A 24,468-nucleotide genomic window follows, 5' to 3' on the forward strand; every position below is an offset into this window, starting at 1 on the left:
TGCTCACGCTCCCGTGGCGACGAGGACGGCGGCGACCGCGAGGACGACGGTGCCGGCGAGCAGCGCGCTCACATAGGTCTGCACATTGCCGGTCTGGGCCCGGCGTACGGCCGCCCCGAGCCAGCGGGGCAGGGTGCCCGCCCCGCGTACGTAGGTGTCCACGACCTCGCGGTCGAGGAACCGGACGAGGCTCGCGCCGGCCTGGACGGGACGGACGAAGAGGGCCGCGTACACGGCGTCCAGGTGGAAGCCGGCGGCCGCGTGACGGTGGAGGGGACCGAGCAGCAGCCGTCCGGGGTCGGCCGGGTCGGGTGCGGAGGCCACGCTTCCGTAGGCGGGCGTGTGGCTGGCGATGGCCTCGGCCTCGACCTGGCCGGCGTCGGCCTCGGGGTGGGCCGCGACGGCGCCCAGCGGGGTCCGGGCGGCGAGCGCGGTGGTGTGCCGCCAGGCCGCGTAGGTGACGATGCCGCCGACCAGGGCCACACCCGTGCCTAGCACGGAGGTGGTGAGGGCCGGGGTCAGGTCGGTGCCGTCGAACCAGTCGGGCAGCAGGCGGAAGGCGAGTCCGCCTAGGGCGAGGGAGGGGATGGCGAGCACCCAGAGCACGGCGTTCATGACCCACGGCTGCCTGCCGTGGTCGGGGGCCTCGGTGCCCCGGCCGCGGAAGGCCAGCAGCCACAGGCGGGTCGCGTAGGCGGCGGTGAGCAGGGCCGTGAGCAGGCCGGCGACCAGGACGGTCCAGCCCGCGGCGCCGGGCGCGTGCTCGGTGTGGCCGGTGGCGACGTGCTCGGCGGCGCCGAGGACGGACTCCTTGGAGAAGAAGCCGCTGAACGGGGGGATCGCGGCGAGCGCGAGCAGCGCCACGGTCATCGTCCAGTAGGCGTCCGGGACGCGGTTGCGCAGGTCGCGCATGCGGGACATGGCGGCCAGCGAGTTGGTGCCGGCGGCGTGGATGATCACGCCGGCGGCGAGGAACAGCAGCGCCTTGAAGGCGCCGTGCGTGAGGAGGTGGAAGACGGCGGCACCGCGGTCGCCGGCGGCGAGTGCGCCGGTCATGTAGCCGAGCTGCCCGATGGTCGAGTAGGCGAGGACGCGCTTGATGTCGTCCTGGGCGAGCGCGGCGAGCGCCGAGCCGACCATCGTGACGGCGGCCATGACGGCGAGGACGGCCATCGCGGCCTGTGAGGCCTCGAAGAGCGGAAGGAGCCGGGCGATGAAGTAGACACCGGCGGCGACCATCGTCGCGGCGTGGATGAGGGCGGAGACGGGTGTCGGGCCCGCCATCGCGTCGGGGAGCCAGGTGTGCAGCGGGAACTGCGCCGACTTGCCCGCCACGCCGGCCAGGAGCAGCAGGGCGATCAGGGTCGGATGGTCGATGGAGCCGCTCGCCACCGCGCCGAGGATCTCGGTGATGCGGAAGGAGCCGGTCTCGGTGGCCAGCGCGAGCAGGCCGATGAGGAAGGGGACGTCACCGAGCTTGGTCACCAGGAAGGCCTTGAGGGAGGCGGCACGCGCCTCGGGGGTCTCCCAGTAGTGGCCGACCAGGAAGTACGAGCAGATGCCCATGATCTCCCAGCCGACCAGCAGCACCATCAGGTCGCCGGAGTAGACGACGAGGAACATGGCGGAGGTGAACAGGGAGACGAGCGCGGCGTACGAGGGGTAGCGCGGGTCGTCGCGCAGGTAGCCCGTCGAGTAGAGCTGTACGCAGGTGGCGACGCAGCCGACCAGGACGGCCACGAGGGCGGCGAAGCCGTCGATGTCCAGGGCGAGCTCGATGGGGACCGAGCCGGTGGGTGTCAGTTCCGTGGCGGCTTCGACGGCCTGGCCACCGCCCTGGCGAGTGGCGACCACTACGGCGAGGACGACGGCCGCCAGGGTGGGCAGGACGGCGAGCGGGCGGACGAAACCGGGTGCGGTGCGGCCGAGGAGGAGGCCGGCGGCCGCCCCCAGGAAGGGCAGGAGGGGGACGAGTACGGCGAGGGTGGTCGTGGTCACGCGGTGGCCTCAGCCTTCTCGGCCGTCCCGGTCGCGGGGGCGTCGGTGTCGGGGCCGTCCGGCTCGTGGCCCTCGGCGGTGTCGCGGAGCCGGTCGATGTCCGCGGTGCCGCGGTTGCGGTGGACGGCGAGCACGATCGCCAGGCCGATGCCGATCTCGGCGGCGGCGATGGCGATGGTGAACAGGGTGAGGGCCTGTCCGGAGTGCAGGGTCTCCTCGGCGGTTCTGCTGAGCCAGACGTCGAAGGCGACCAGGTTGAGGTTGACGGCGTTGAGCATCAGCTCGACCGACATCAGGACCAGGATCGCGTTGCGGCGGGCGAGGACTCCGTACAGACCCGTGCAGAACAGGAGGGCGGACAGAACGGCGGGATAGGCGAGGTGCATCAGCGGACACCGTCCTTGCCGGCACCGTTCGGGGTGGTTGCCGGGGCGGCGGCGTCGGCCGCTCGCTCCGCCTTGGCCCTGCGGGACAGGACGATGGCGCCGACCAGGGCGGCGAGGAGGAGGACGGAGAGGGCCTCGAAGGGCAGGACCCAGTTCTGGAAGAGGCTCGCTCCCGTCACGGCGGTGGAGCCGGCGGCCGGGCCGTCCAGGTCGATCCACGTGGTCCGGAAGGCGTCGACGACGACCCACACCAGGGCCGCCGCGGCGGCGACGGCCACGGTGAGGGCGGCCCAGCGGTTGCCCGAGTCGGCGTCCGGGGAACGGCCGATGGGGGCCCGGGTGAGCATCAGCCCGAACAGGAGGAGGACGACGACGGAGCCGACGTAGATGAGGACCTGCACCCAGGCGATGAACTCGGCGGTGAGCAGGAGGTACTCGACGGCGAGGCCGCCGAGGGCCACCACCAGCCACAGTGCGGCGTGGACGAGCTGCCGGGTCGTGACGGTGACGACGGCGGCGCCGAAGGTGACGAGGCCGACGAGGAGGAAGGCGATCTCCACGCCGGTCGGGGACAGGAAGCCGTGGGATCCGGCGGCCGTGGTCGTGTGGTCCGTCGCCGCGAGGCGGACGGCGGTCGCTGCGAGGGTCATGCCCGGCCCTCCTGTCCCGGCCCCGGCTGCCCGGGACCCGGCTGCCCGGCACCTGGCTGGTCCGGCTCCTGCCGGTCCGGCCCCCGTCCGGGTGCCGGCTGGTCCGGACTCGGCTGGTCCGGCCTCGGCTGCCCGGGTGCCGGCTGGTCCGGACTCGGCTGGTCCGGCCTCGGCTGCCCGGGTGCCGGCTGGTCCGGACTCGGCTGGTCCGTCTGCTGCTTGGAGTCGCCCATCGGGCGGGTGGGCTGCTCGGCGGCGCGGGCCTGCTCGTCGGCGTGCGCTTCGGTCGGCCGGGGCGCCCCGGCCGCGCCCTGCTGGGCGGCCTCCTGCTCGGCGGCCGGCTGCTGAGCCGCTTCCTGCCGGGCGGCTTCCTGCTGGGCGGCCAGTTTGTCGGCGGTCTTGCGCGCGGCGGCGAGTTCCTTCGGTTCCTCCGCGCCCGGGTCGAGGGCGGGCGGGGCCGGAACCGTCCACATCCACTCGCGCAGCTTGTCCCGCTCGTGGGTGAGGTCGCGGATGTCCGTCTCGGAGTACTCGAACTCCGGGGACCAGAACAGCGCGTCGAAAGGACAGACCTCGATGCAGATACCGCAGTACATGCACAGGGAGAAGTCGATGGCGAAGCGGTCGAGGACGTTGCGGCTGCGCTCGCGGCCGCCGGGCGTGGCCGCCGGCACCGTCTCCTTGTGGGAGTCGATGTAGATGCACCAGTCGGGGCACTCGCGGGCGCACAGCATGCAGACCGTGCAGTTCTCCTCGAACAGGCCGATCACGCCGCGGGTGCGGGGCGGGAGGTCGGGCTGGGTGTCCGGGTACTGCTCGGTGACGGTCTTCCTCGTCATCGTGCGGAGGGTGACGGCCAGGCCCTTGGCCAGGCCGGAGCCGGGGACGGGGGACATGGTTACTGGATCACCACCTTGACGATGCCGGTGAGGGCGATCTGGGCGAGGGAGAGGGGGACGAGGAGGGTCCAGGAGAGTTTCTGGAGCTGGTCCTCGCGCAGGCGGGGGTAGGTCACGCGCAGCCAGATGACGACGAAGGCGAGGACGGCGGTCTTCAGCAGGGTCCACACCCAGCCGAGGCCGTCACCGCCCCAGGGCCCGTGCCAGCCGCCCAGGAACAGGACGGTGGTCAGGCCGCACAGCACGACGATCCCGGCGTACTCGGCGAGGAGGAACAGCGCGAAGCGGAGGCCGGTGTACTCGGTGTAGGCGCCGAAGATGATCTCCGAGTCGGCGACCGGCATGTCGAACGGGGGGCGCTGCAGTTCGGCCAGGCCGGCGACGAAGAAGACGATCGCTCCGACGATCTGCCAGGGCAGCCACCACCACTCGAAGGCGTCGAGGATCCCGACGAGGGAGACGGTGCCGGCCGCCATCGCCACCGAGGCGGCGGTCAGCAGCATCGGGAGTTCGTACGCGAGGAGCTGGGCGGCGGTGCGCAGGCCGCCGAGGAGGGAGAACTTGTTGGCGGAGGCCCAGCCGGCCATGAGCGAGCCGAGGACGCCCACGCCCATGACGGCGAGCACGAAGAAGATCCCCGCGTCGACGACCTGGCCCACCGCGCCCTCCCCGGGACCGATGGGGATGGCGAGGAGGACGAGCAGGTACGGCAGCAGGGCCACGGCGGGGGCGAGCTGGAAGACGCGGCGGTCCGCGTCAGCGGGGACGACGTCCTCCTTCTGCGCGAACTTCACGCCGTCCGCGACGAGCTGTGCCCAGCCGTGGAAGCCGCCGGCGTACATGGGGCCGAGGCGGCCCTGCATGTGGGCCATCACCTTGTGCTCGGTCTGACCGACGATCAGGGGGAAGGTCAGGAAGACGACGAAGACGATCAGGAGGCGCAGGGTGACGTCGAGAGCGTCGTTCACTGCGGGCCTCCTGGGCGGTCGGGTGTTTCGGCGCGGGCGGGGGGCTCCGCATCCTCCCCGGTCTCCGGGGTCTCCGTGGTCTCCGTGGTTTCCGGGGCTTCCGTGGTTTCCGGGGCCTCCCCGGCCTCGGGGGACCCCGGGGCCTGCCCGGCCTCCGGGGACTCCGGAGCCTCCCCGGCCTCCGGGGACTCCGAGGCCTGCCCGGCCTCCGGGGTCTTCGGGGCTTCCCCGGTCTTCGGAGGTTGTGGGGCCTGGGGCCCCTCAGGGTTCCCGCGGCCGTCCGGGCGCTTCGGGGTCTCCGCGCTCCCCCGGCTCTTCCCGTCCTCGCCCTCCGGGCTCTCGGGCTCCTCGGCGCGCTCCGCGGGCTCGTCGAAGGCCGGGCGGGCGTGGTGCCAGGGTGCGTCGGGGCTGCGGGGCGCGGCGGCGGGCTTCGGGGCAGGGGGCGTCTTTGCGGCGGCGCCGGACGGTGCGGTCGCGTCGGACCGGTCCGCGGTGGCGTCGGTCCGCTGCGAGGCCGAGCCCTCGCTCGCGCTGCGCGCACGCCGGGCGGGTGCGCCCCGCCCCGCGACATCCCGGCCCCCCGCACCGGACACGTCCTCCTGTCCCTCCGCAGCCGCCGCACCCGGCCGCTGCGATGCCGAACCCTCGCTCGCGCTGCGCGCACGCCGGGCGGGTGTGCCCCGCCCCGCGACATCCCGGCTCTCCGCGCCGGACACGTCCTCCTGGCCCTCCGCAGCCGCCGCACCCGGCCGCTGCGACGCCGAGCCCTCGCTCGCGCTGCGCGCACGCCGGGGAGCAGACGCCGACGGCGCCGACGGGGACTCCGTGGCCGAAGCCCCCGCGCCCGTGCCCGGCGTTCCGGCAGCCGGGGCAGCCGGGGTACCCGTGGTCGGCGCAGGGGTGCCCGGTGTCTCCGTGGCCGGGGCCGTCTGGCCGGCGGAGCCCTGCGCTGCCGTGCGCATGCGCCGGGCCGGGCGGTCGGCTGCCGCGCGGGTCGGGCGGTCGCCTGCCGCGCGGGCGGCGCCGCGGGCCGGGCGGGCCGGTGCCGGAGGGAGCTGGCCCTTCTGCGGGCCCCATTCGTTGGGGTCGGGCACGCCCGGTGGCAGCATCTGGCGGCGCCGGGGGCCGCCGTGGTCGGACTCGCCGGGTTCCTTCGCGCCCGGCCACGCCTTGGCGACGCGGGCGGCGAGGACGAAGTCCTTGCGCAGGGGGTGGCCCTCGAAGCCCTCGGGCAGCAGCAGGTGGTCCAGCCCCGGGTGGTCCTCGAAGACGACGCCGAACATCTCGTGCGTCTCGCGTTCGTGCCAGGCCGCGCCCGCGTAGACGGCGACGGCGGTGGGCAGGACCGGGGACTCGTGCGCAACCGTGGTGCGCAGCAGCAGCCGGCGGACCGGCGCGAGGGCGGCCACGTGCGCCGCGACGCGGAAGCCGGTGCCCGGCTCGTCGACCGCGCTCAGCCAGTCGAAGTAGGTGCAGCCCAGCCGGTCGCGGGCCGTCTCCAGGGCGGAGATCCAGGCCGCCGGCGGCACGTCCACCGTCAGGAGGTCGTACGACTCCTCGGCGGTGGCGTCCGTGCCGAAGAGCTCCTCGGCATCGGCGGGCAGCCAGCCGACCGCGCTCATCGGGTCTCCCCCGGGCCCGGGGCGGGCGGCTGCACCAGGTCACTCTGCAGCGCGGCCGCCGACGGACGCGGCGAGGTGCCGTACCGCTCCCCCAGCGACTCCCGGGCGATCTTCTCCTGGAGCTTCAGGATCCCCTGGAGCAGCGCCTCGGGGCGGGGCGGGCAGCCGGGGACGTAGACGTCGACGGGGATGATCTGGTCGACGCCCTTCGTCACGGAGTAGGAGTCCCAGTAAGGGCCGCCGCAGTTGGAGCAGGCGCCGAAGGAGATGACGTACTTCGGCTCGGGCATCTGCTCGTAGAGGCGCTTGACGGCGGGGGCCATCTTGTCCGTGACCGTGCCCGACACCACCATCAGGTCGGCCTGACGGGGCCCGGGCGCGAACGGGATGACGCCGAGGCGGATGAAGTCGTGGCGGGCCATCGACGCGGCGATGAACTCGATGGCGCAGCAGGCGAGGCCGAAGTTGAAGACCCAGAGTGAGTAGCGGCGGCCCCAGTTGAGGACGACCTTCATGGGTTCGGGGGCGAGCCGGGCCAGGGCGCCGAGGCGCTTGGGTTCCGGCAGCAGGACGGGCTCGGACTCGGAGGAGGAGCCGGACGGGGAGGCGGAGGGGTTCACGTCCATGACAGGACGCCCTTCTTGTATGCGTAGAGCAGGCCCACGGCGAGGAAGCCGAGGAAGACGAACATCTCCACGAGCGTCGTCGCACCGTATCCAGGGTCGGCGAAGACCGTCGCCCAGGGGAAGAGGAAGATCGAGTCCACTGCGAAGATCACGTACAGGAAGGCGTAGACGTAGTAGCGGACCTGGGTGTGGGCCCAGCCCTCGCCGACGGGGTCGACCCCGCACTCGTACGTCAGGAGCTTCTCGGGCGTCGGGACCACGGGCCGCAGCAGACGTCCCGCGCCGAAGGCGACGGCCACGAAGAGCACGCCGACGACGGCGAGCAGTCCGACGACCGAGTAGGACCGGAAGTAGTCCGCCGCGATGCCGACAGTCGGTTCCGGCACGTCCGTCCCTCACTCCCTGTCCGAGCCCTGCGAGCCCTGCGAACCCTGAACGCTGCTGTCCGACGATCTGTACGCACGGGAGTCTAGGGCCTGATAAAGAGACGGTAAGCAGCCCGTCGCCTCTTGAGACGCCGGGGTGGGGTTTTCCTCAGGGGATGCCCGGCGGTCCGCCTCATGGCGCGGGACCGCGCCGCACGGCACGCTGACCGGTATGACCGAACGCCTCTCGTCCCCGACGTACGCCGGCCCCGTCGGCGAAGTAGACAGCGAAGTGGACAGCGACCGCCTGCCACCGGCCCGTTTCGCCCTCGACCGGCACACCTGGAAGGAGATCGCCCACCTGCTGGCGAACCTTCCGGTGGCGCTGCTCGGCTTCACGTACGTCGTGACGGTGCTGTTCGCCGGTGTCGGGCTGACGGTCACGGTGATCGGGCTGCCGTTGCTGGCGGCCGGGCTGTCGGGGGCGCGGCTGCTGGGCAGGATGGAGCGGTCGCGGGCCAGGGCGCTGCTCGGGGTGCGGGTGGAGGAGCCGAGCCGGCTGCCGTGGCGGGGCCGGGGCGGTTTCTTCGCCCAGATGTGGACGGCGCTGAAGGACCCGGTGGGCTGGCGCACGGTCCTGTACGCGCTCATACGGCTGCCCTGGGGCGTCGTCACCTTCGCCGTGACGCTGACGTCGCTGTTCGTGCTGTGGCCGGTGCTGCCGTTCGTCGCGCGGGGCCTGACCAACGTGGACCGGGCGATGGTGCGCGGGCTGCTGTCGCCGTCCGACGAGCTGGAGCGGCGGATCGCCGAGCTGGAGTCGGACCGGGGGGTAGTGGTCGACACGGCCGCGGCCGACCTGCGGCGCATCGAACGGGACCTGCACGACGGGGCGCAGGCGCGCCTGGTCAACCTGGCCATGGGGCTGGGCTTGGCCAAGGAGAAGCTGCTGGAGGACCCCGACGCGGCGGCGGCGATGGTCGACGAGGCGCACGGCGAGGTGAAGCTGGCGCTGCAGGAACTGCGGGACCTGGCGCGCGGCATCCACCCCGCCGTACTGACCGACCGCGGCCTGGACGCGGCCCTGTCCTCGGTGGCCTCGCGCTGCACGGTCCCGGTGAAGGTGACCGTCGACCTGACGGAGCGGCCGGCGGCGGCGATCGAGGGCATCGCCTACTTCACCGTCTCGGAGCTGCTGCAGAACGTCAGCAAGCACAGCGGGGCGAGGACCGCGTCCGTGGAGGTGTGGCGGACGGCCGACCGGCTGCTCATGCAGGTGGGCGACGACGGGCGCGGGGGTGCGCGCCTGGACGCCGGGACGGGGATGAAGGGTCTCGCCGAGCGGTTGAGCGCCGTCGACGGCCTGTTCGCGATCGATTCGCCGGAGGGCGGCCCGACGACGGTCACGGCCGAGCTGCCGTGGCGCGACCGTACGGACGCCGACGGTTCCGGTGGTGCCGCCCGCGCACGGTAGCGGGCGGCCCGAGCCACGCCCCGGCGTTCGCGCGCCGGGGCGTTTCGTGTGCCGGGGCGTTTCGTGTGCCGGGGCGTTTCGTGTGCCCGGCGTCCCGGTGAGCGGTGGGGTGGGGTGGGGAAAACCCCCCTTCCAGGACGCCGACGGGCCGCATGGCCCGGGGACGTGCGGTCGAGGAGGGTGGAGTCCGACGGCACAGCCACAGGTCGAGGAGAAGGACGGCACCGATGGCCACGGAGTACGGACAGGGTTACGGGCTCGGGAGCGGGTCCGGTCGTTCCGCGGACGCCGGTCCGCGACGGCACCGGCTGCCGGCGGGGCTGCGGGCGCCGTTCGAGGGCCGCAGCTGGCGGGAGTTCGGCTTCGTGCTGCTGAGCCTGCCGATCGGGATCATGCTCTTCACGTACGCCGTCACCATGATGTCGCTCGGTGCCGGGCTGCTGGTGACGTTCCTGGGCGTCCCGGTGCTGGCCGCCGCGCTCGCCGGGTGCCGGGGGATCGGGGCGCTGGAGCGGGCCCGGGCGCGCGCCCTGCTGGGGCTCGACGTGGCCGCGCCCGAGCCGCTGCGGATGAGCAAGCCGGGTGCGATGGCCTGGATGGGTGCCGTCCTGAAGAGCGGCTCGTCCTGGCGGAGCCTGCTGTACGCGGTGCTGCAGTTCCCGTGGTCGGTGTTCTCGTTCGCCGTCGCCGTGAGCTTGTGGTCGACCGGTTGGACGATGCTGACGTATCCCCTGTGGTTCTGGGTGTTCCCGGCGTACGCGGGTCAGGACGGGCTCCAGCTGTACGGCGACGAGACGCACCGGATCTACCTCGACAACCCCTTCGAGATCACCGTGACCGCGCTGGTCGGGCTGCTGGTCACGCTGGCGACGCCGTGGGTCGTGCGGGCCCTGACGACGGTGGACCGGCTGCTGGTGCACGGGCTGCTCGGGCCGTCGCGGCTGGCGACGCGGGTGGTGGAGCTGGAGTCGGACCGGGGGGTCGTGGTCGACACGGCCGCGGCCGACCTGCGGCGCATCGAACGCGATCTGCACGACGGGGCGCAGGCCCGGCTGGTCAACCTGGCCATGGACCTGGGGCTGGCGAAGGAGAAGCTGCGGGAGGACCCGCAGGAGGCGGCGCGCATGGTGGGTGAGGCGCACGGCGAGGTGAAGACGGCGCTGCAGGAACTGCGGGACCTGGCGCGCGGCATCCACCCGGCCGTGCTGACCGACCGCGGCCTGGACGCGGCGCTGTCGGCGGTCGCCTCGCGCTGCACGGTGCCGGTGCGGGTGGAGGTGGACCTGACGGAACGGCCGGCGTCGGCGATCGAGGGCATCGCGTACTTCACCGTCTCGGAGCTGCTGCAGAACATCAGCAAGCACGCGCGGGCTACGGCGGCCGGCGTGGAGGTGTGGCGCGTGGAGGACCGGCTGATGCTCCAGGTCGTGGACAACGGGGTGGGCGGCGCGCACCCGTCCGCCGGTTCCGGTCTGGCGGGGCTGGCCGAGCGGCTCGACGCGGTGGACGGGATCCTCGTGGTGGACTCGCCGGCCGGGGGCCCCACCCGGGTGACGGCGGAGCTGCCGTGGCGGACGGAGCCGGTAGGCCGCTGAGCGGCCGACGCCGCCTGGAACACACCGCCGGCCGGAGCCCCGTACCCCCCGGGCCCCGGCCGGCATGATCGGAATTCGGCCATCGCGTGTCCGGATCCCGGCTCGGCCTCCCCCTCTTCCCGTTTCTTCCCGTTTCTTCCCGGCGCACGAACGCATTCGCACGCCGATGCTGGAATGCTGGACCTGTCGCACGGGCGGTCCGTGGACGCGGCGCGGGCCGCGCGGGCCGTGGGGTGGGCGGAGTGTGGCTGTGGGGGGCCGAGGAACGTGGAGGACAGGGTGCGGGTGGTCATCGCCGAGGATTCGGTGCTTCTCAGGGAGGGGCTGACCCGGTTGCTGACCGACCGCGGGCACGAGGTGGTGGCCGGTGTCGGTGACGCGCAGGCGCTGATCAAGACCATCACGGAGCTGGACGCGCAGGGGGAGCTGCCGGACGTCGTCGTGGCGGATGTACGGATGCCGCCGACGCACACCGACGAGGGCGTGCGGGCGTCGGTGCAGTTGCGCAAGGCGCATCCCGGGCTCGGCGTGCTGGTGCTGTCCCAGTACGTGGAGGAGCGGTACGCCACCGAGCTGCTGGCCGGTTCCAGCCGGGGCGTCGGCTATCTGCTCAAGGACCGCGTGGCCGAGGTGCGGGAGTTCGTGGACGCGGTGGTGCGCGTGGCGCAGGGCGGTACGGCGCTCGACCCCGAGGTGGTCGCGCAGCTGCTCGGACGCAGCCGCAAGCAGGACGTGCTCGCCGGGCTCACCCCGCGGGAGCGGGAGGTCCTGGGGCTCATGGCCGAGGGCCGGACGAACTCCGCGATCGCCAGGCAGCTCGTGGTCAGCGACGGGGCCGTCGAGAAGCACGTCAGCAACATCTTCATGAAGCTGGGCCTGTCCCCGAGCGACGGCGATCACCGGCGCGTCCTCGCCGTGCTCACCTATCTCAAGTCCTGAGACCCGTCTCCGTTCCCGGGATCGCCTGCCCCGTCACCGAGCCCGCCGGGGCTCGTCCGAACGGGGGAGAAACCGCGGCACGGACAGGGGGCGTCCTCAGCGGTGCGGGGGTGAGGAGCCCGTGGACCGACGGGCTCCCGGGCCGCCCGGAGGTCGTGTCCATCATGCGAATGTCCACCGGAAGTCAACACCCGCGGACGTAGGGTTGGTTCCTGGGACGGCCGATGGGAGGCCGGTCCCCGGACAGCCGCCTCGAGGGAGGTCCAGTTCAGTGACCAGCCAGGTCAGCAGCCCAGCGGAGCAGGCCGACGGAACCGACGAGACCGTCGTGGGAGCGCAGCGCAAACCGGTCGGGGCGAAGGACGTCCGCCGGCTGGACCGGGTGATCATCAGGTTCGCCGGGGACTCCGGTGACGGCATGCAGCTCACCGGGGACCGCTTCACCTCCGAGACGGCGTCCTTCGGCAACGACCTGTCGACGCTGCCGAACTTCCCGGCCGAGATCCGGGCGCCCGCCGGCACCCTGCCGGGCGTCTCGTCCTTCCAGCTCCACTTCGCCGACCACGACATCCTCACCCCCGGCGACGCGCCGAACGTGCTGGTCGCGATGAACCCGGCCGCGCTCAAGGCGAACGTCGCCGACCTGCCGCGCGGTGCGGAGATCATCGTCAACACGGACGAGTTCACCCGGCGTGCGATGCAGAAGGTCGGCTACGAGACCTCTCCGCTGGAGGACGGCTCCCTCGACGGGTACCACGTGCACCCGGTGCCGCTGACCACCCTGACGGTGGAGGCGCTCAAGGAGTTCGACCTCAGCCGCAAGGAGGCCGAGCGCAGCAAGAACATGTTCGCACTGGGCCTGCTGAGCTGGATGTACCACCGCCCGACCGAGGGCACGGAGAAGTTCCTGCGGTCGAAGTTCGCGAAGAAGCCCGACATCGCGGAGGCCAACATCGCGGCCTACCGGGCGGGCTGGAACTTCGGCGAGACGACGGAGGACTTCGCGGTCTCCTACGAGGTCGCGCCCGCGGCGAAGGCGTTCCCGCCGGGCGTCTACCGCAACATCTCCGGGAACCTGGCCCTGGCCTACGGCCTGATCGCCGCGTCCCGCCAGGCGGACCTGCCGCTGTTCCTGGGCTCGTACCCGATCACCCCGGCCTCGGACATCCTGCACGAGCTCAGCAGGCACAAGAACTTCGGTGTGCGCACCTTCCAGGCCGAGGACGAGATCGCCGGCATCGGCGCGGCGCTGGGCGCGGCGTTCGGCGGGTCGCTGGCGGTCACCACCACATCTGGTCCGGGCGTCGCGCTGAAGAGCGAGACGATCGGCCTCGCGGTCTCCCTGGAGCTGCCGCTGCTGATCGTGGACATCCAGCGCGGCGGGCCCTCCACCGGTCTGCCGACCAAGACCGAACAGGCGGACCTCCTCCAGGCGATGTACGGCCGCAACGGCGAGGCCCCGGTGCCCGTCGTCGCCCCGCGCACCCCGGCGGACTGCTTCGACGCGGCCCTGGAGGCGGCGCGGATCGCGCTGACCTACCGCACCCCGGTCTTCCTGCTCTCCGACGGCTACCTGGCCAACGGCTCCGAGCCGTGGCGGATCCCGGAGCTCGACGAGCTCCCGGACCTGGCCGTGCGGTTCGCGCAGGGGCCGAATCACACGCTGGACGACGGCACCGAGGTGTTCTGGCCGTACAAGCGCGACCCGCAGACCCTCGCCCGTCCCTGGGCGGTGCCGGGCACGCCCGGCCTGGAGCACCGGATCGGCGGCATCGAGAAGCAGGACGGCACGGGCAACATCTCCTACGACCCGGCCAACCACGACTTCATGGTCCGCACCCGCCAGGCCAAGATCGACGGCGTCGACGTGCCCGACGTGGAGGTCGACGACCCGGACGGCGCGCGCACCCTCGTCCTGGGCTGGGGGTCGACGTACGGGCCGATCACCGCGGCCGTGCGGCGGCTGCGGGCGGCCGGCGAGTCGATCGCGCAGGCCCACCTGCGCCACCTCAACCCCTTCCCGCACAATCTGGGCCCGGTCCTGAAGGGGTACGACAAGGTGGTGGTCCCCGAGATGAACCTCGGGCAGCTCGCCACGCTGATCCGGGCGAAGTACCTGGTCGACGCACGCTCGTACAACCAGGTCAACGGCATGCCGTTCAAGGCGGAGCAGCTCGCCACGGCGCTGAAGGAGGCCATCGATGACTGACGCCAACGCGCTGCTCCAGCTCGTGCCGAAGGCCGAGGGCAAGCAGTCCATGAAGGACTTCAAGTCCGACCAGGAGGTGCGCTGGTGCCCGGGCTGCGGCGACTACGCCATCCTCGCCGCCGTGCAGGGCTTCATGCCGCAGCTGGGCCTGGCGAAGGAGAACATCGTCTTCGTCTCCGGCATCGGCTGCTCCTCCCGCTTCCCGTACTACATGAACACCTACGGGATGCACTCCATCCACGGCCGCGCCCCCGCCATCGCCACGGGCCTGGCCGCCTCCCGCCACGACCTGTCGGTGTGGGTCGTCACCGGTGACGGCGACGCGCTGTCCATCGGCGGCAACCACCTCATCCACGCGCTGCGCCGCAACGTGAACCTCAAGATCCTGCTGTTCAACAACCGGATCTACGGTCTGACCAAGGGCCAGTACTCGCCGACCTCCGAGGTCGGCAAGGTCACCAAGTCGACGCCGATGGGCTCGCTGGACGCGCCGTTCAACCCGGTGTCGCTGGCGCTCGGCGCGGAGGCGTCCTTCGTCGCCCGGACCGTCGACTCCGACCGCAAGCACCTCACCGACGTGCTGCGCCAGGCCGCCGACCACCCGGGCACGGCGCTGGTCGAGATCTACCAGAACTGCAACATCTTCAACGACGGCGCCTTCGACGTCCTCAAGGACCGGGAGCGGGCGGAGGAGGCGGTGATCCGGCTGGAGCACGGGCAGCCGATCCGCTTCGGCGGTGGGGGCACCTCGCGCTCGAGCGAAGCCGAGAGCGGGGGAGGTGCCAAGGGCGTCGTCCGCGACCGGGCCACCGGTGACCTGAAGGTCGTCGCGGTCACCGCGGACAACGAGGCGGACATCCTGGTCCACGACGCCCACGCCGCGTCGCCGACCACCGCCTTCGCGCTGTCCCGTCTCGCCGATCCCGACACGCTGCACCACACCCCGATCGGTGTGCTGCGCTCCGTCGACCGGCCGGTCTACGACACGCTGATGTCGGACCAGCTCGACACCGCGGTCGAGCAGAACGGCAAGGGCGACCTGGCGGCGCTGCTGGCGGGCGGCGACACCTGGACGGTCGTCGGCTGAGAGCCGTACCGCTTCACGAGGCCCGGGACGGGAGCGCCCGGGCCTCTTGCCGTGCGGTCCGGTTCTCGTCGTACGCCTGGCGGGCCCGCTCGACGTCCGTCATCCGCTCGCGCGTCCACTCGGCCAGGCCGCGGATCCGCTCCGCCGCCTCATGGCCGAGGGGGGTCAGGGAGTAGTCGACGCGGGGCGGGATGACGGGCTTGGCGTCGCGGTGGACCAGGCCGTCGCGCTCCAGGGTCTGGAGGGTCTGGGTGAGCATCTTCTCGCTGACGCTCCGGCCGACGCGGCCGACCGCCCGGCGCAGCTCGCTGAACCGGTGCGGCCCCTCCAGGAGCTCGATCAGGACGAGGACGCCCCAGCGGCTGGTCACGTGCTCCAGGACGAGCCGGTAGGGGCACATCGCCTCCGCGGCCCGAGAGTCACTTACGGTCATGCCAGTACCTTACTTCAAAGTGGGTACTTTCTTTTGGTTAGCGCTTCCCTTAGCGTCGGTGACATCACCCCCCGACCCCACAAGGAGTTCCGACGCCATGAGCATCGTCGTCACCGGAGCCACCGGACACCTCGGCCGCCACGTCGTGGAGCAGTTGCTGGAGAAGGTCCCGGCCGGCCAGATCACCGCCGTCGTGCGCGACAGGGCCAGGGCCGCCGATCTCGCGGAGCGCGGCGTGCGGCTCGCCGTGGCCGACTACAACGCGCCCGAGACCTTCGACGGACTGTTCGCGGCGGGCGACAGGGTGCTGCTGATCTCCGGCAACGAGGTCACCAAGGACCGCCCCGGGCAGCACCGGACGGTCATCGACGCTGCCGCCGCGGCGGGCGTGGCGCTGCTGGCGTACACCAGCGCGCCCAGCAGCCTGACCGCCGCCCTCGCCGACGACCACCGCGCGACCGAGAAGGTCCTCCTCGCCTCCGGCCTGCCGTGGGTGATCCTGGGCAACGGCTGGTACCACGAGAACCACACGGAGCACCTCGCCCAGGTGCTGGAGCACGGTGCCGTCGTCCAGGCCGCCCGTGACGGCCGGGTCTCCTCCGCCTCGCGCGCCGACTACGCGGCGGCCGCCGTCGCCGTCCTGACCGGCGAGGGGCACGAGAACAAGCGGTACGAGCTGGGCGGCGACGAGGCGTGGAGCTTCGCCGAGTACGCCGCCGAGGTGAGCCGGCGCGCGGGCCGCGAGATCGCCTACCGGGCCGTGTCCGTCGAGGAGTACGTCCGCGCCCTCGTCGGCGCCGGGGTGCCCGAGCCCATGGCCGGGATCCTCGGCGGCGTGGAGGCGTCCACCGAGCGGGGCGAGCTGGTCGTGACCACCGGCGACCTGTCCCGGCTCATCGGCCGCCCGACCACCCCGGTCGCCGACGCGATCGAGGCCGCGCTGCGCGCGTGAACGCCGGCGCCTGCGGCAGCCCCCGCCTGTCATGACCGTATGACGATACGGGCATGACAGGCGGCCGGGTCCGGCGTTACCTTCGTCCTGGCATGCCTCCGTCCCCGGCATGCCGTAGCGACAAGGAGGTGCCCGTGGCCGGGTCGTCCGGGAACGAACAGCGCATAGGCCTGCTGAACGGCTTCGCGGCGTACGGGATGTGGGGGCTCGTCCCGCTCTTCTGGCCGCTGCTCAAGCCGGCCGGGGCCGGTGAGATCCTCGCCCACCGGATGGTGTGGTCCCTCGCCTTCGTCGCCGTCGCCCTGCTCGTCGTACGGCGCTGGGCCTGGGCCGGCGAGCTGCTGCGGCAACCGCGCAAGCTGGGACTGATCACCGTGGCCGCGGCGGTCATCACCGTCAACTGGGGCGTCTACATCTGGGCCGTGAACAGCGGGCACGTCGTCGAGGCCTCGCTCGGCTACTTCATCAACCCGCTGGTCACCATCGCGATGGGCGTGCTCCTGCTGAAGGAGCGGCTGCGGCCCGTGCAGTGGGCGGCGGTCGGGACCGGCTTCGCGGCCGTGCTCGTCCTCACCGTCGGCTACGGGCGGCCGCCGTGGATCTCCCTCTGCCTCGCCTTCTCCTTCGCCACGTACGGACTGGTGAAGAAGAAGGTCAACCTCGGGGGCGTCGAGTCACTGGCCGCCGAGACGGCGATCCAGTTCCTGCCCGCGCTGGGCTACCTGCTGTGGCTGGGGGCGCACGGCGACTCGACCTTCACCACCGAGGGCGCGGGGCACGGCGCCCTGCTCGCCGCGACCGGCGTGGTCACGGCGATCCCCCTCGTCTGCTTCGGCGCGGCGGCGATCCGCGTGCCGCTGTCCACGCTGGGTCTGCTCCAGTACCTGGCCCCGGTCTTCCAGTTCCTGCTCGGCATCTTCTACTTCGGCGAGGCCATGCCGCCCGAGCGCTGGGCCGGCTTCGCGCTCGTCTGGCTGGCGCTCACGCTGCTCACCTGGGACGCGCTGCGCACCGCCCACCGGACCTCCCGGGCGCTGCGGGCGCAGCTGGACAGGACCGGGGGCGGCGTACCGGCGCGGAAGGAGGACGCGGCGCGCGACTCGGACATCGTGGCCTGCGGAGGGCCGTCCCCCGACTCCGTCTCCGCGGAACCCGCGCCCGCACCCGCACCCGTGGAACCCGCGCCCGCGCGGCTCGACGCCCCGACCGGGAAGCCGTAGCCCGATATGCGCGACGCGGTGGCCGAATAGCGGTCTTGACGCGGTGTCAGCCACGACCACACCATCCAGGCACCCCATTCACCAGGAGTCCTCCCCAGGGACTCCCCAGGAATCCGGAGCCCCCCACATGATGGTTTCCGTTTCCGGGCGTGCGCTGGCGGCCGCTGCCGTCGTCGTCGCCACCGCGATCACCGGCAGTTCCGTGGCCGGTGCGGCACCCGCTCCCGAGGCCGCCACCGCGGCCGCCGCGCCCGACATACCGGTGGCCAACGTCAAGGCCCACCTGTCGCAGCTCCAGTCCATCGCCACGGCCAACGGCGGCAACCGTGCCCACGGCCGCCCCGGCTACCAGGCGTCGATCAACTACGTGAAGGCCAAGCTGGACGCCGCCGGTTTCACCACCACGGTGCAGCAGTTCACGTCCTCCGGCCGCACCGGCTACAACCTCGTCGCGGACTGGCCCGGCGGCGACCTGAACCAGGTTGTCATGTCAGGGTCACACCTGGACAGCGTGACCTCCGGACCCGGCATCAACGACAACGGCTCCGGATCGGCCGCCGTCCTGGAGACCGCGCTCGCCGTGGCCCGCTCCGGCTACCGGCCCACCAAGCACCTGCGCTTCGCCTGGTGGGGCGCGGAGGAGCTGGGGCTGGTCGGCTCCCGCTACTACGTGAACAGCCTCGGGTCGGCCGGCCGCGCGAAGATCAGCGGCTACCTGAACTTCGACATGATCGGCTCGCCCAACCCCGGCTACTTCGTCTACGACGACGACCCCGTGATCGAGAAGACCTTCAAGGACTACTTCGCCGGCCTCGGCGTCTCCACCGAGATCGAGACCGAGGGCGACGGCCGTTCCGACCACGCGCCCTTCAAGAACGCGGGCGTCCCCGTCGGCGGCCTCTTCAGCGGCGCCGACTACCGCAAGACGTCCGCGCAGGCGGCCAAGTGGGGCGGCACCGCGGGCCTGGCGTTCGACCGCTGCTACCACTCGTCGTGCGACACCACCGCCAACATCGACGACACGGCCCTGAACCGCAACAGCGACGCCATCGCGTACGCGGTCTGGCAGCTGTCGCAGTAGCCGGCCCGGCCCGGCCGCCCGGTCAGTCGGCCCGGGCGTGGGCACGGGCGCGTCCGGCGAGGCGGCCCATGCGGGTGCGGGCCGCCTCGAGCTGCTCGGCGTCGTCGGCGGCCGGTCCCGCCTCGGCGGCGAGTTCGCTCCACAGGCCGACCAGATCGCGCCCCAGCTCCAGCCCGCGTTCGGGGTCGCGCACCGCCCGCCAGGCCGTGGCCGCGCTCTGGACGTTGCCGTAGGCGGCCTCCGCGTCGCCTGCCGTGCGGTGGATCCTGGCCAGGTCCACCGACAGCTCGAAGGCGCGCCCCGGGTCACCGGACAGGTAGGCGATGTACGCGGTGAGTTCACGGAGCCGGAGCACCTCCGGGTGCTCCGGTCCCAGCGTCTCCGAGGCCTCGGCCACGGAGCGCTCCGCGAGGCGCGCCGCGTCCTGCGTCCGTCCCTCCTTGACCGCGTCGTTGATCCGCGCCGTGGGCTCGGCGAGGAGGGCGGGAGCGGTGGCGTCACCGGGCGCGGTGATCGGCGCGTCCCCCAGCACGGCCTCGGCCACGGCGTCGAAGCCGCGGGGCGGGGTGGGCGTGGGCCGGGGCGCGGGGTCGGGATCCATGAGGAGACCGGGAACCGGCTCGGGGCGACCGCCGGGAACGGAGGCCGGCTCGGACACCGGGGCCTCACAGGCGCCGGGTATGACGACGGGCGGTGCGGGGGCACCGGCCGCGGTGGCGCGGGGCGCGGACGCGGGGGGCGCGGACGTGGAAGGCGCGGATGCGCGGGGCGCGGATGCGCGGGGCGCGGCTGCGGGGAGTGCCGCTTCGCGCGCGTCGACGCCGCCGCCCGCGGGCGCCGCGTCCATCCGCGGCGGTGGGCCGAACACCCCCGTCGGCGGCACCACCGTGCCCGGCGCCACTCCCCCGGTGGCCTCCGGGAGGGCGCGCAGGACGAACGTGGGCACGGACCCGCCGGACGGCATCCGGGGCGGCTCAGGCACCACCGGCACGCGGGCGGCCGGGGCCACGGCCTTCGGGGTCGCCGGGGACGCCGAGGCCCGGACTGCCAGGGCCGGCGGTGCTGTGGGTGCCGCGAAGGACGGCGGGAACGCCGGGGCAAGCGGGGCCGATGAGGCCGCTGCCGGCGCCGTCGGCAAGGCAGCCGAGGCGGGCGCGGCCTCCGGGGCCGGCGACGCGGGAGGCACCGAAACCGCCGGGACCGCTGCCCGGGCCGTCGGCGAGGCAGCCGAGGCGGGCGCGGCCTCCGGGGCCGGCGACGCGGGAGGCACCGAAACCGCCGGGGCCGCTGCCCGGGCCGTCGGCAAGGCAGCCGAGGCGGGCGCGGCCTCCGGGGTCGGCGGGGTGGCGTCCGCTGCGCGGGGCGTCGGTACCGGCTTTGCGGCGAGGTGGCTGGAGCCGTCCGGGTCGACGCGGAGCTGGACGACGCAGCCGATGCGGTCGTCGTGGATCGTGGCGAGGACGGGCCGGCCCGCGGTGAGGGCGAAGCGGTGGAGGCGGTTCAGGACGGCGTGCCGCACCTCCTCGCCGGGGGCGGGGACGACCAGGACGCCGTCGACCGAGGCGCCGCGCGCGTCGGTGCCGGCCTCCGGCACGCGGACGTCGATCGGCGTCTCCACGGGGACGGGGGCGGGCGGACGCTCGGCGCGTTGCTGGTCCCGCTGCTTGTCGCGGCCGAGTCGAGACATCGTCCCCCCACTCTTGAGGCGGCTTCCGTCGGCGGTTCCACTTCCCTGCCGTCCAGAGCCTGTCATGCCAGTCGTTCACCTACCGTCGAGTCTCTCCGCTCGCTCGCGATTCTCACGTCACCGGGGTGTCACAGGCTCGTTCCAGGAGGTCACGGACGTGCGGTGTGGCGCTCCGGGCGCCGCCGGCCCCATCGCGCGAGCGGCGCCCCGCGCTCCACCCTGGACAGGCGCATGCATGTGCATATACTGCACGTGCTGGTAATTCGCGCACGCCGTACACCCCTGGGGGTCCCATGAGCCGCCGCTTCCTCTTCCTGCTGGGCAGCAGCCGCCCCGACGGCAACACCGAGCTGCTGGCCCGCCGCGCCGCCGAACAGCTGCCCGCGGGCGTCGAGCAGCGGTGGATCAGCCTGGCCGAGCACCCGTTGCCCGAGTTCGAGGACCTGCGGCACGACAGCGACCACACCCGCCCCACCGAGGGCGACGAGGCCCTGCTGCTGGACGCCACGCTCGCCGCCACGGACCTCGTGATCGCCTCGCCGCTGTACTGGTACTCGCTGTCCGCCCCGGTCAAGCGCTACCTCGACCACTGGTCCGGCTGGCTGCGTACCCCCGGCCTCGACTTCAAGGCGACCCTGGCCGGCCGCACCCTGTGGTGCGTCACCGTGCTCGCGCACGAGGAGCAGGAGGTCGCCGACCCGCTGATCGGCAGCCTGAACAACTCGGCGGCGTACATGGGCATGCGGTTCGGCGGGGTCCTGCTCGGCAACGGCAGCAAGCCCGGCGACGTCCTGCGCGACACCGACGCCCTGGCCCGCGCCAAGACCTTCTTCGCCCAGGAAGCGCCCCTCGCCCGTTTCCCGTACGAGCGGGCGCAGGCGCCGTCTACGAGGTGACGTCCTTCGCGGTGAACCGCGCCCAGGCGGCCGAGCCGAACACCGCCGCGTAGAGGGCCTGGAGACCGAGGTTCTTCGCCAGGTCGTCCCAGTAGACCGGCTCGCGCATCAGGTCGGCGAAGGACAGCCAGTGGTGCGAGAAGAAGTACGGCTGGAGGGCGTGCAGCTGGGGGATCTGGTCGAGGATCTGGACCGTGATCAGCAGCCCGACCGTGGTCGCCATCGCCGCGATGCCGCTCCCGGTCAGCGTCGAGACGAACAGGCCGAGCGCCGCCACGCCGACGAGCGAGGCGGCGACGACCAGGGCGATCAGCAGGGCCCGCCCCAGGCCCTCGGCGTACGTGATGTGGGTGCCGGAGATGGTGGTCAGGTCACCGAGCGGGAACAGCAGCGCCCCGACCGCGAGCGCCGAGACGGCGACCACGAGGGTGGCCGCGAGGCAGAAGGCGATCACCGTCGCGAACTTCGTGAGCAGCAGGCGGGTGCGCCCGGCCGGGGCGACCAGGAGGTAGCGCAGCGTGCCCGCGCTCGCCTCGCCCGCGACGGCGTCACCGGCGACGACGCCGACGGCCATGGGCAGGAAGAACGGGAGCGTGGCGGCGAGCGCGGTGAAGACCAGGAACAGCCCGTTGTTGCTGATCTGCGAGATGAACGCCGGACCCTCGCCCCCGCCGCCCCGGCCCTCGCCGAACGACGAGCCGTCGCCCGTCTCGATCCGCACGGCGATCCCCACCAGGACCGGCACCGCGGCCAGCACACCCAGCAGGGCGAGGGTGCGCCAGCGCCGGAAGGTGATCAGCAGCTCGCTGCGGAGCAGCCCGAAGGACCACAGGCGGCTCGGCGGGCGCACGACGCCCGCGTTCCCGGCCCCTTCGACCGCTTCGCCGGCCCGTGCCGTCCCGGCCGGTGACGCCTCAGCCCGCGACATCGAAGCCCTCCCCCGTCAGCGCCACGAACGCGTCCTCCAGCGAGGCCCGTTCGACTCCGAAGCCGCGGACCCGCACCCCGGCCGTGACCAGCGCGGCGTTCAGGTCGGCGAGGTCGCCGCCCGGCGGCTCCGCCGTCACCCGGTCCTCGGCGACGACCACGTCCCCGGCGCCCCGTTCCTTCAGCACCCGTGCCGCCTCTCCCGTGTCCGGCGTGGTCACCACCAGCCGGCCGCGCGCCCCGGCCGCGAGGTCGGTGACCGCGCCCTGGGTGATCAGCCGGCCCCGTGCCATCACGGCCGCGTGCGTGCACACCTGCTCGATCTCGTCCAGCAGGTGCGAGGAGAGGAAGACGGTCGTGCCGTCGGAGGCCAGTTCGCGCACGAGGGTGCGGATCTCGCGCATGCCCTGGGGGTCGAGCCCGTTGGTGGGCTCGTCCAGCACCAGCAGGCGTCGCGGCTGCAGCAGCGCCGCCGCCAGGCCGAGGCGCTGCTTCATGCCGAGCGAGTACGCCTTCGCCTTCTTGCCCGCGGCCGCCGCGAGACCCACCCGCTCGAGCGCCGCCCCGACGCGCGCGCGCCGGGTGCGCGGGTCGGCGGTCGGGTCGGCGGCGTCGTAGCGCAGGAGGTTGTCGCGGCCGGAGAGGAAGCCGTACAGGGCGGGGCCCTCGATGAGGGCGCCGACCTGGGGCAGTACGGCGCGGGCGGCGCGCGGCACGGGCCGGCCCAGCACCCGTGCCGTGCCCGAGGTCGGCTCGATCAGGCCCATCAGCATGCGGATGGTGGTGGTCTTGCCGGAGCCGTTGGGGCCGAGGAAGCCGAAGACGCTGCCCGCCGGAACGGTCAGGTCCAGGCCGTCGACGGCGAGTTGTCCGCCGCGGTAGCGCTTGGTCAGCGCGCGGGTGGCGATGACGGCGTCACCCGTGCTCCCCGGTGCCGGGCCCTCCGGCTCCGCGGCGGACGGTTCACCCATCGGCTCCCTCTCCTCGTCGTGCGCGTACGGGCCGCGCGTCCGGCCCTACTTCGCGGCTTCGGCCGCCTTCACCAGCGCGTCCTTGGTGACCGCACCGGCGTAGACCTTGCCGTCGTCCGTGATCAGGGCGTTGACCAGGCGGGTCTTGAAGACCGTGCCCGAGCCGAAGTCGCCCTTGACCTGGTCGCCGAAGGAGCCGAGGAAGCCGCCCAGGTCACCGCCCGCGGAGGCGGTGGGCAGTCCCTGGCCGCCGGTGTCGAAGGCGGCGATCGCGTTCCAGCCCTCGCCGACGACCTTCAGGCCGCCCAGCTCCTCGGCGAGACCGCCGTCGGACTTCGGCTTCTGCTTCCGCTCCGGCGTCTCGGGCATCTCGTCGCCCTCGGTGACCTTCGCGCCCTTGGGCGGGGTGAAGTCGAACGTCGACGCGTCCGGCTTCGAGAAGCTGACCCGGGTGAAGCCCGCGTCCACGACGGCGGCGCCGCCGCCCGACGGGGTCAGCGTGAACTTCAACGGCATGCCGGTCTTCGCGTCGACGGCCACGCTGATCGCACCGACCGTGGAACCGGACTGCCTGGGCTTGATCACCAGCCGGTACGCGTCCCGGCCGGCCACCTGCGCGGTGCCGTCGACGGTCACGGACGTGGTGTCGTCGACCGCCTTCAGCGCCTGCTCGGTGAAGTCCTTCGGGGTGGCCGGCGCCTTCTCGGCGGGCCGCTCGGCACCGTCCTGCGTGGTGGAGTGGTAGACCTCGTTGGACTTGCTGTCGTAGCCCCAGACGTCCTTGCCGTCGTGGATCAGGCTGTACTCGGCGGCGTCCTCCAGCAGCGACAGCTTCTGCCGGTCGGGGCCGTCGGCCGCTACGCGCAGGGTGTGGGTGCCGGTGACCAGCTCGGTGAGCTTGGCGGACGGGTCCGCGGAGGAGCCCTCGTCGTCACCGCCGCCCGCACCGGGGCCGCCGGACATCCCGGCCATCAGGCCGCTCTCCAGGCCGCCGAGGTCCGGCAGGCCCAGGTCGGTGCTGATCCTGACGGTGCCGGACAGCTGCTGGACGTCCGACCGGGCGATCTTCTCGATGAGCTGCTGGGCCGTCACCTCCGGCAGGTCCGGGTCACCGGAGTCGGCGAGCGCGGGGACGAGCCCGATCGTGGCGGCCGCCACGCCCATCACCGCGACCGGGACGACGTACCGCGCGGCCCTGCGCCGTCCGGCGCGCGGCTCCGCGCCCTGCCCGGCGGTCGTGCTGTCGTCGGAATCGATCGGTGCCATGTGTGCCCTACCTCCGTCGTCGGCGGCGGCTGTCTCGCGACCTCGCACTGTTCACCCGTGAGCCGCCATTCTCACCCGAATCGGTGAGGAGTGGTGTTTTTCCGTGGTGTCCATCTGACCAAACCGGCCAGGGAGAAGCGTCAGACCGCGGGCTCAACTCCGCGTACTCCTGCGGGATGAGACGGAGGAGGTGAACCTCCCCCGCCCGGTAGGGGGA

Annotated in this window: 22 protein-coding genes; 9 read left to right on the forward strand and 13 right to left on the reverse strand. The window is 73.1% G+C overall.

Going from position 1 to position 24,468, the window contains the following annotated elements; all coding sequences use genetic code 11:
- Positions 1–3 precede the first annotated feature (3 nt).
- Genes ACGF3H_RS22560 through ACGF3H_RS22595 form a run of 8 tightly spaced genes read right to left on the reverse strand, consistent with a single transcriptional unit; the run spans position 4 to position 7,535 of the window.
- Complete coding sequence (locus ACGF3H_RS22560; protein WP_362489321.1) at positions 4–1,998, reverse strand: NADH-quinone oxidoreductase subunit L; 1,995 nt, start codon at positions 1,996–1,998, stop codon at positions 4–6.
- On the reverse strand, positions 1,995–2,384 hold the full coding sequence (nuoK, locus tag ACGF3H_RS22565) for an NADH-quinone oxidoreductase subunit NuoK (protein WP_362489319.1): 390 nt from the start codon (positions 2,382–2,384) through the stop codon (positions 1,995–1,997). The genes ACGF3H_RS22560 and nuoK overlap by 4 nt, the downstream gene beginning before the upstream one ends.
- Positions 2,384–3,034 carry an NADH-quinone oxidoreductase subunit J gene (locus ACGF3H_RS22570; protein WP_362489317.1) on the reverse strand — a complete coding sequence of 217 codons (651 nt, stop codon included), beginning with the start codon at positions 3,032–3,034 and terminating at the stop codon, positions 2,384–2,386. The genes nuoK and ACGF3H_RS22570 overlap by 1 nt, the downstream gene beginning before the upstream one ends.
- Entirely contained in the window at positions 3,031–3,930 is a 900-nt protein-coding gene (locus ACGF3H_RS22575) for a 4Fe-4S binding protein (RefSeq protein ID WP_393585102.1), read from the reverse strand. Before ACGF3H_RS22575 ends, ACGF3H_RS22570 begins: the two co-directional genes overlap by 4 nt.
- A 2-nt stretch (positions 3,931–3,932) precedes the next feature.
- A complete protein-coding gene (locus tag ACGF3H_RS22580; RefSeq protein ID WP_362492509.1) occupies positions 3,933–4,901 on the reverse strand; it encodes a complex I subunit 1 family protein in 969 nt (322 codons plus the stop codon).
- Positions 4,898–6,523 (reverse strand): NADH-quinone oxidoreductase subunit C, encoded by a 1,626-nt coding sequence (locus ACGF3H_RS22585; protein WP_362492506.1) that lies wholly within the window; start codon positions 6,521–6,523, stop codon positions 4,898–4,900. Before ACGF3H_RS22585 ends, ACGF3H_RS22580 begins: the two co-directional genes overlap by 4 nt.
- Complete coding sequence (locus ACGF3H_RS22590; protein ID WP_362492504.1) at positions 6,520–7,149, reverse strand: NADH-quinone oxidoreductase subunit B family protein; 630 nt, start codon at positions 7,147–7,149, stop codon at positions 6,520–6,522. The genes ACGF3H_RS22585 and ACGF3H_RS22590 overlap by 4 nt, the downstream gene beginning before the upstream one ends.
- Entirely contained in the window at positions 7,140–7,535 is a 396-nt protein-coding gene (locus ACGF3H_RS22595) for an NADH-quinone oxidoreductase subunit A (protein ID WP_362492502.1), read from the reverse strand. Before ACGF3H_RS22595 ends, ACGF3H_RS22590 begins: the two co-directional genes overlap by 10 nt.
- Positions 7,536–7,746: 211 nt before the next feature.
- On the opposite strand from ACGF3H_RS22595, the gene ACGF3H_RS22600 reads away from it, so the two are divergent.
- The 5 genes from ACGF3H_RS22600 to ACGF3H_RS22620 all read left to right on the forward strand — a co-directional run bounded on the left by ACGF3H_RS22600 (position 7,747) and on the right by ACGF3H_RS22620 (position 14,818).
- Positions 7,747–8,988 (forward strand): sensor domain-containing protein, encoded by a 1,242-nt coding sequence (locus tag ACGF3H_RS22600; RefSeq protein ID WP_362492499.1) that lies wholly within the window; start codon positions 7,747–7,749, stop codon positions 8,986–8,988.
- A gap of 227 nt (positions 8,989–9,215) precedes the next feature.
- The gene (locus ACGF3H_RS22605) at positions 9,216–10,583 is read left to right on the forward strand and encodes a sensor domain-containing protein (RefSeq protein WP_362492496.1); all 1,368 of its coding nucleotides are present in this window, start codon (positions 9,216–9,218) and stop codon (positions 10,581–10,583) included.
- Between the two features lie 267 nt (positions 10,584–10,850).
- The gene (locus ACGF3H_RS22610) at positions 10,851–11,522 is read left to right on the forward strand and encodes a response regulator transcription factor (RefSeq protein WP_362492493.1); all 672 of its coding nucleotides are present in this window, start codon (positions 10,851–10,853) and stop codon (positions 11,520–11,522) included.
- 271 nt (positions 11,523–11,793) lie between these two features.
- Positions 11,794–13,731, forward strand: a complete 1,938-nt coding sequence (locus ACGF3H_RS22615; RefSeq protein ID WP_362492490.1) for a 2-oxoacid:acceptor oxidoreductase subunit alpha — start codon at positions 11,794–11,796, stop codon at positions 13,729–13,731.
- Positions 13,724–14,818, forward strand: a complete 1,095-nt coding sequence (locus tag ACGF3H_RS22620) for a 2-oxoacid:ferredoxin oxidoreductase subunit beta (protein WP_362492487.1) — start codon at positions 13,724–13,726, stop codon at positions 14,816–14,818. Before ACGF3H_RS22615 ends, ACGF3H_RS22620 begins: the two co-directional genes overlap by 8 nt.
- 13 nt (positions 14,819–14,831) lie before the next feature.
- Here the strand turns inward: ACGF3H_RS22620 and ACGF3H_RS22625 are convergent, their stop codons facing one another.
- Positions 14,832–15,251 (reverse strand): helix-turn-helix domain-containing protein, encoded by a 420-nt coding sequence (locus tag ACGF3H_RS22625; protein ID WP_362492485.1) that lies wholly within the window; start codon positions 15,249–15,251, stop codon positions 14,832–14,834.
- A 97-nt stretch (positions 15,252–15,348) separates the two neighbouring features.
- Here ACGF3H_RS22625 and ACGF3H_RS22630 point away from each other — a divergent pair, with 97 nt between their 5' ends.
- The 3 genes from ACGF3H_RS22630 (at position 15,349) to ACGF3H_RS22640 (ending at position 18,504) form a co-directional block, all read left to right on the forward strand.
- Positions 15,349–16,203: an NAD(P)H-binding protein gene (locus ACGF3H_RS22630; protein WP_362492482.1), complete on the forward strand. Its 855-nt coding sequence runs from the start codon at positions 15,349–15,351 to the stop codon at positions 16,201–16,203.
- Positions 16,204–16,337: 134 nt separating this feature from the next.
- Positions 16,338–17,423 (forward strand): EamA family transporter RarD, encoded by a 1,086-nt coding sequence (gene rarD / locus ACGF3H_RS22635; protein WP_362492479.1) that lies wholly within the window; start codon positions 16,338–16,340, stop codon positions 17,421–17,423.
- Between the two features lie 127 nt (positions 17,424–17,550).
- On the forward strand, positions 17,551–18,504 hold the full coding sequence (locus ACGF3H_RS22640; RefSeq protein ID WP_362492476.1) for a M28 family metallopeptidase: 954 nt from the start codon (positions 17,551–17,553) through the stop codon (positions 18,502–18,504).
- Between the two features lie 22 nt (positions 18,505–18,526).
- Here the strand turns inward: ACGF3H_RS22640 and ACGF3H_RS22645 are convergent, their stop codons facing one another.
- A complete protein-coding gene (locus ACGF3H_RS22645) occupies positions 18,527–20,191 on the reverse strand; it encodes a tetratricopeptide repeat protein (protein WP_362492473.1) in 1,665 nt (554 codons plus the stop codon).
- Positions 20,192–20,484: 293 nt separating this feature from the next.
- On the opposite strand from ACGF3H_RS22645, the gene ACGF3H_RS22650 reads away from it, so the two are divergent.
- Entirely contained in the window at positions 20,485–21,087 is a 603-nt protein-coding gene (locus ACGF3H_RS22650) for an NAD(P)H-dependent oxidoreductase (protein WP_362492470.1), read from the forward strand.
- Here ACGF3H_RS22650 and ACGF3H_RS22655 read toward each other — a convergent pair.
- Genes ACGF3H_RS22655 through ACGF3H_RS22665 form a run of 3 tightly spaced genes read right to left on the reverse strand, consistent with a single transcriptional unit; the run spans position 21,077 to position 24,251 of the window.
- Positions 21,077–22,015 (reverse strand): ABC transporter permease, encoded by a 939-nt coding sequence (locus ACGF3H_RS22655; RefSeq protein WP_362492467.1) that lies wholly within the window; start codon positions 22,013–22,015, stop codon positions 21,077–21,079. The genes ACGF3H_RS22650 and ACGF3H_RS22655 overlap by 11 nt on opposite strands.
- Positions 22,002–22,985, reverse strand: coding sequence for an ABC transporter ATP-binding protein (locus tag ACGF3H_RS22660; protein WP_362492465.1), 984 nt, complete (start codon positions 22,983–22,985; stop codon positions 22,002–22,004). Before ACGF3H_RS22660 ends, ACGF3H_RS22655 begins: the two co-directional genes overlap by 14 nt.
- Positions 22,986–23,030: 45 nt before the next feature.
- Positions 23,031–24,251, reverse strand: a complete 1,221-nt coding sequence (locus tag ACGF3H_RS22665; RefSeq protein ID WP_362492462.1) for a DUF2092 domain-containing protein — start codon at positions 24,249–24,251, stop codon at positions 23,031–23,033.
- Positions 24,252–24,468 lie beyond the last annotated feature (217 nt).

This window comes from Streptomyces sp. NPDC048185 (assembly GCF_043202495.1).
Lineage (GTDB): Bacteria > Actinomycetota > Actinomycetes > Streptomycetales > Streptomycetaceae > Streptomyces.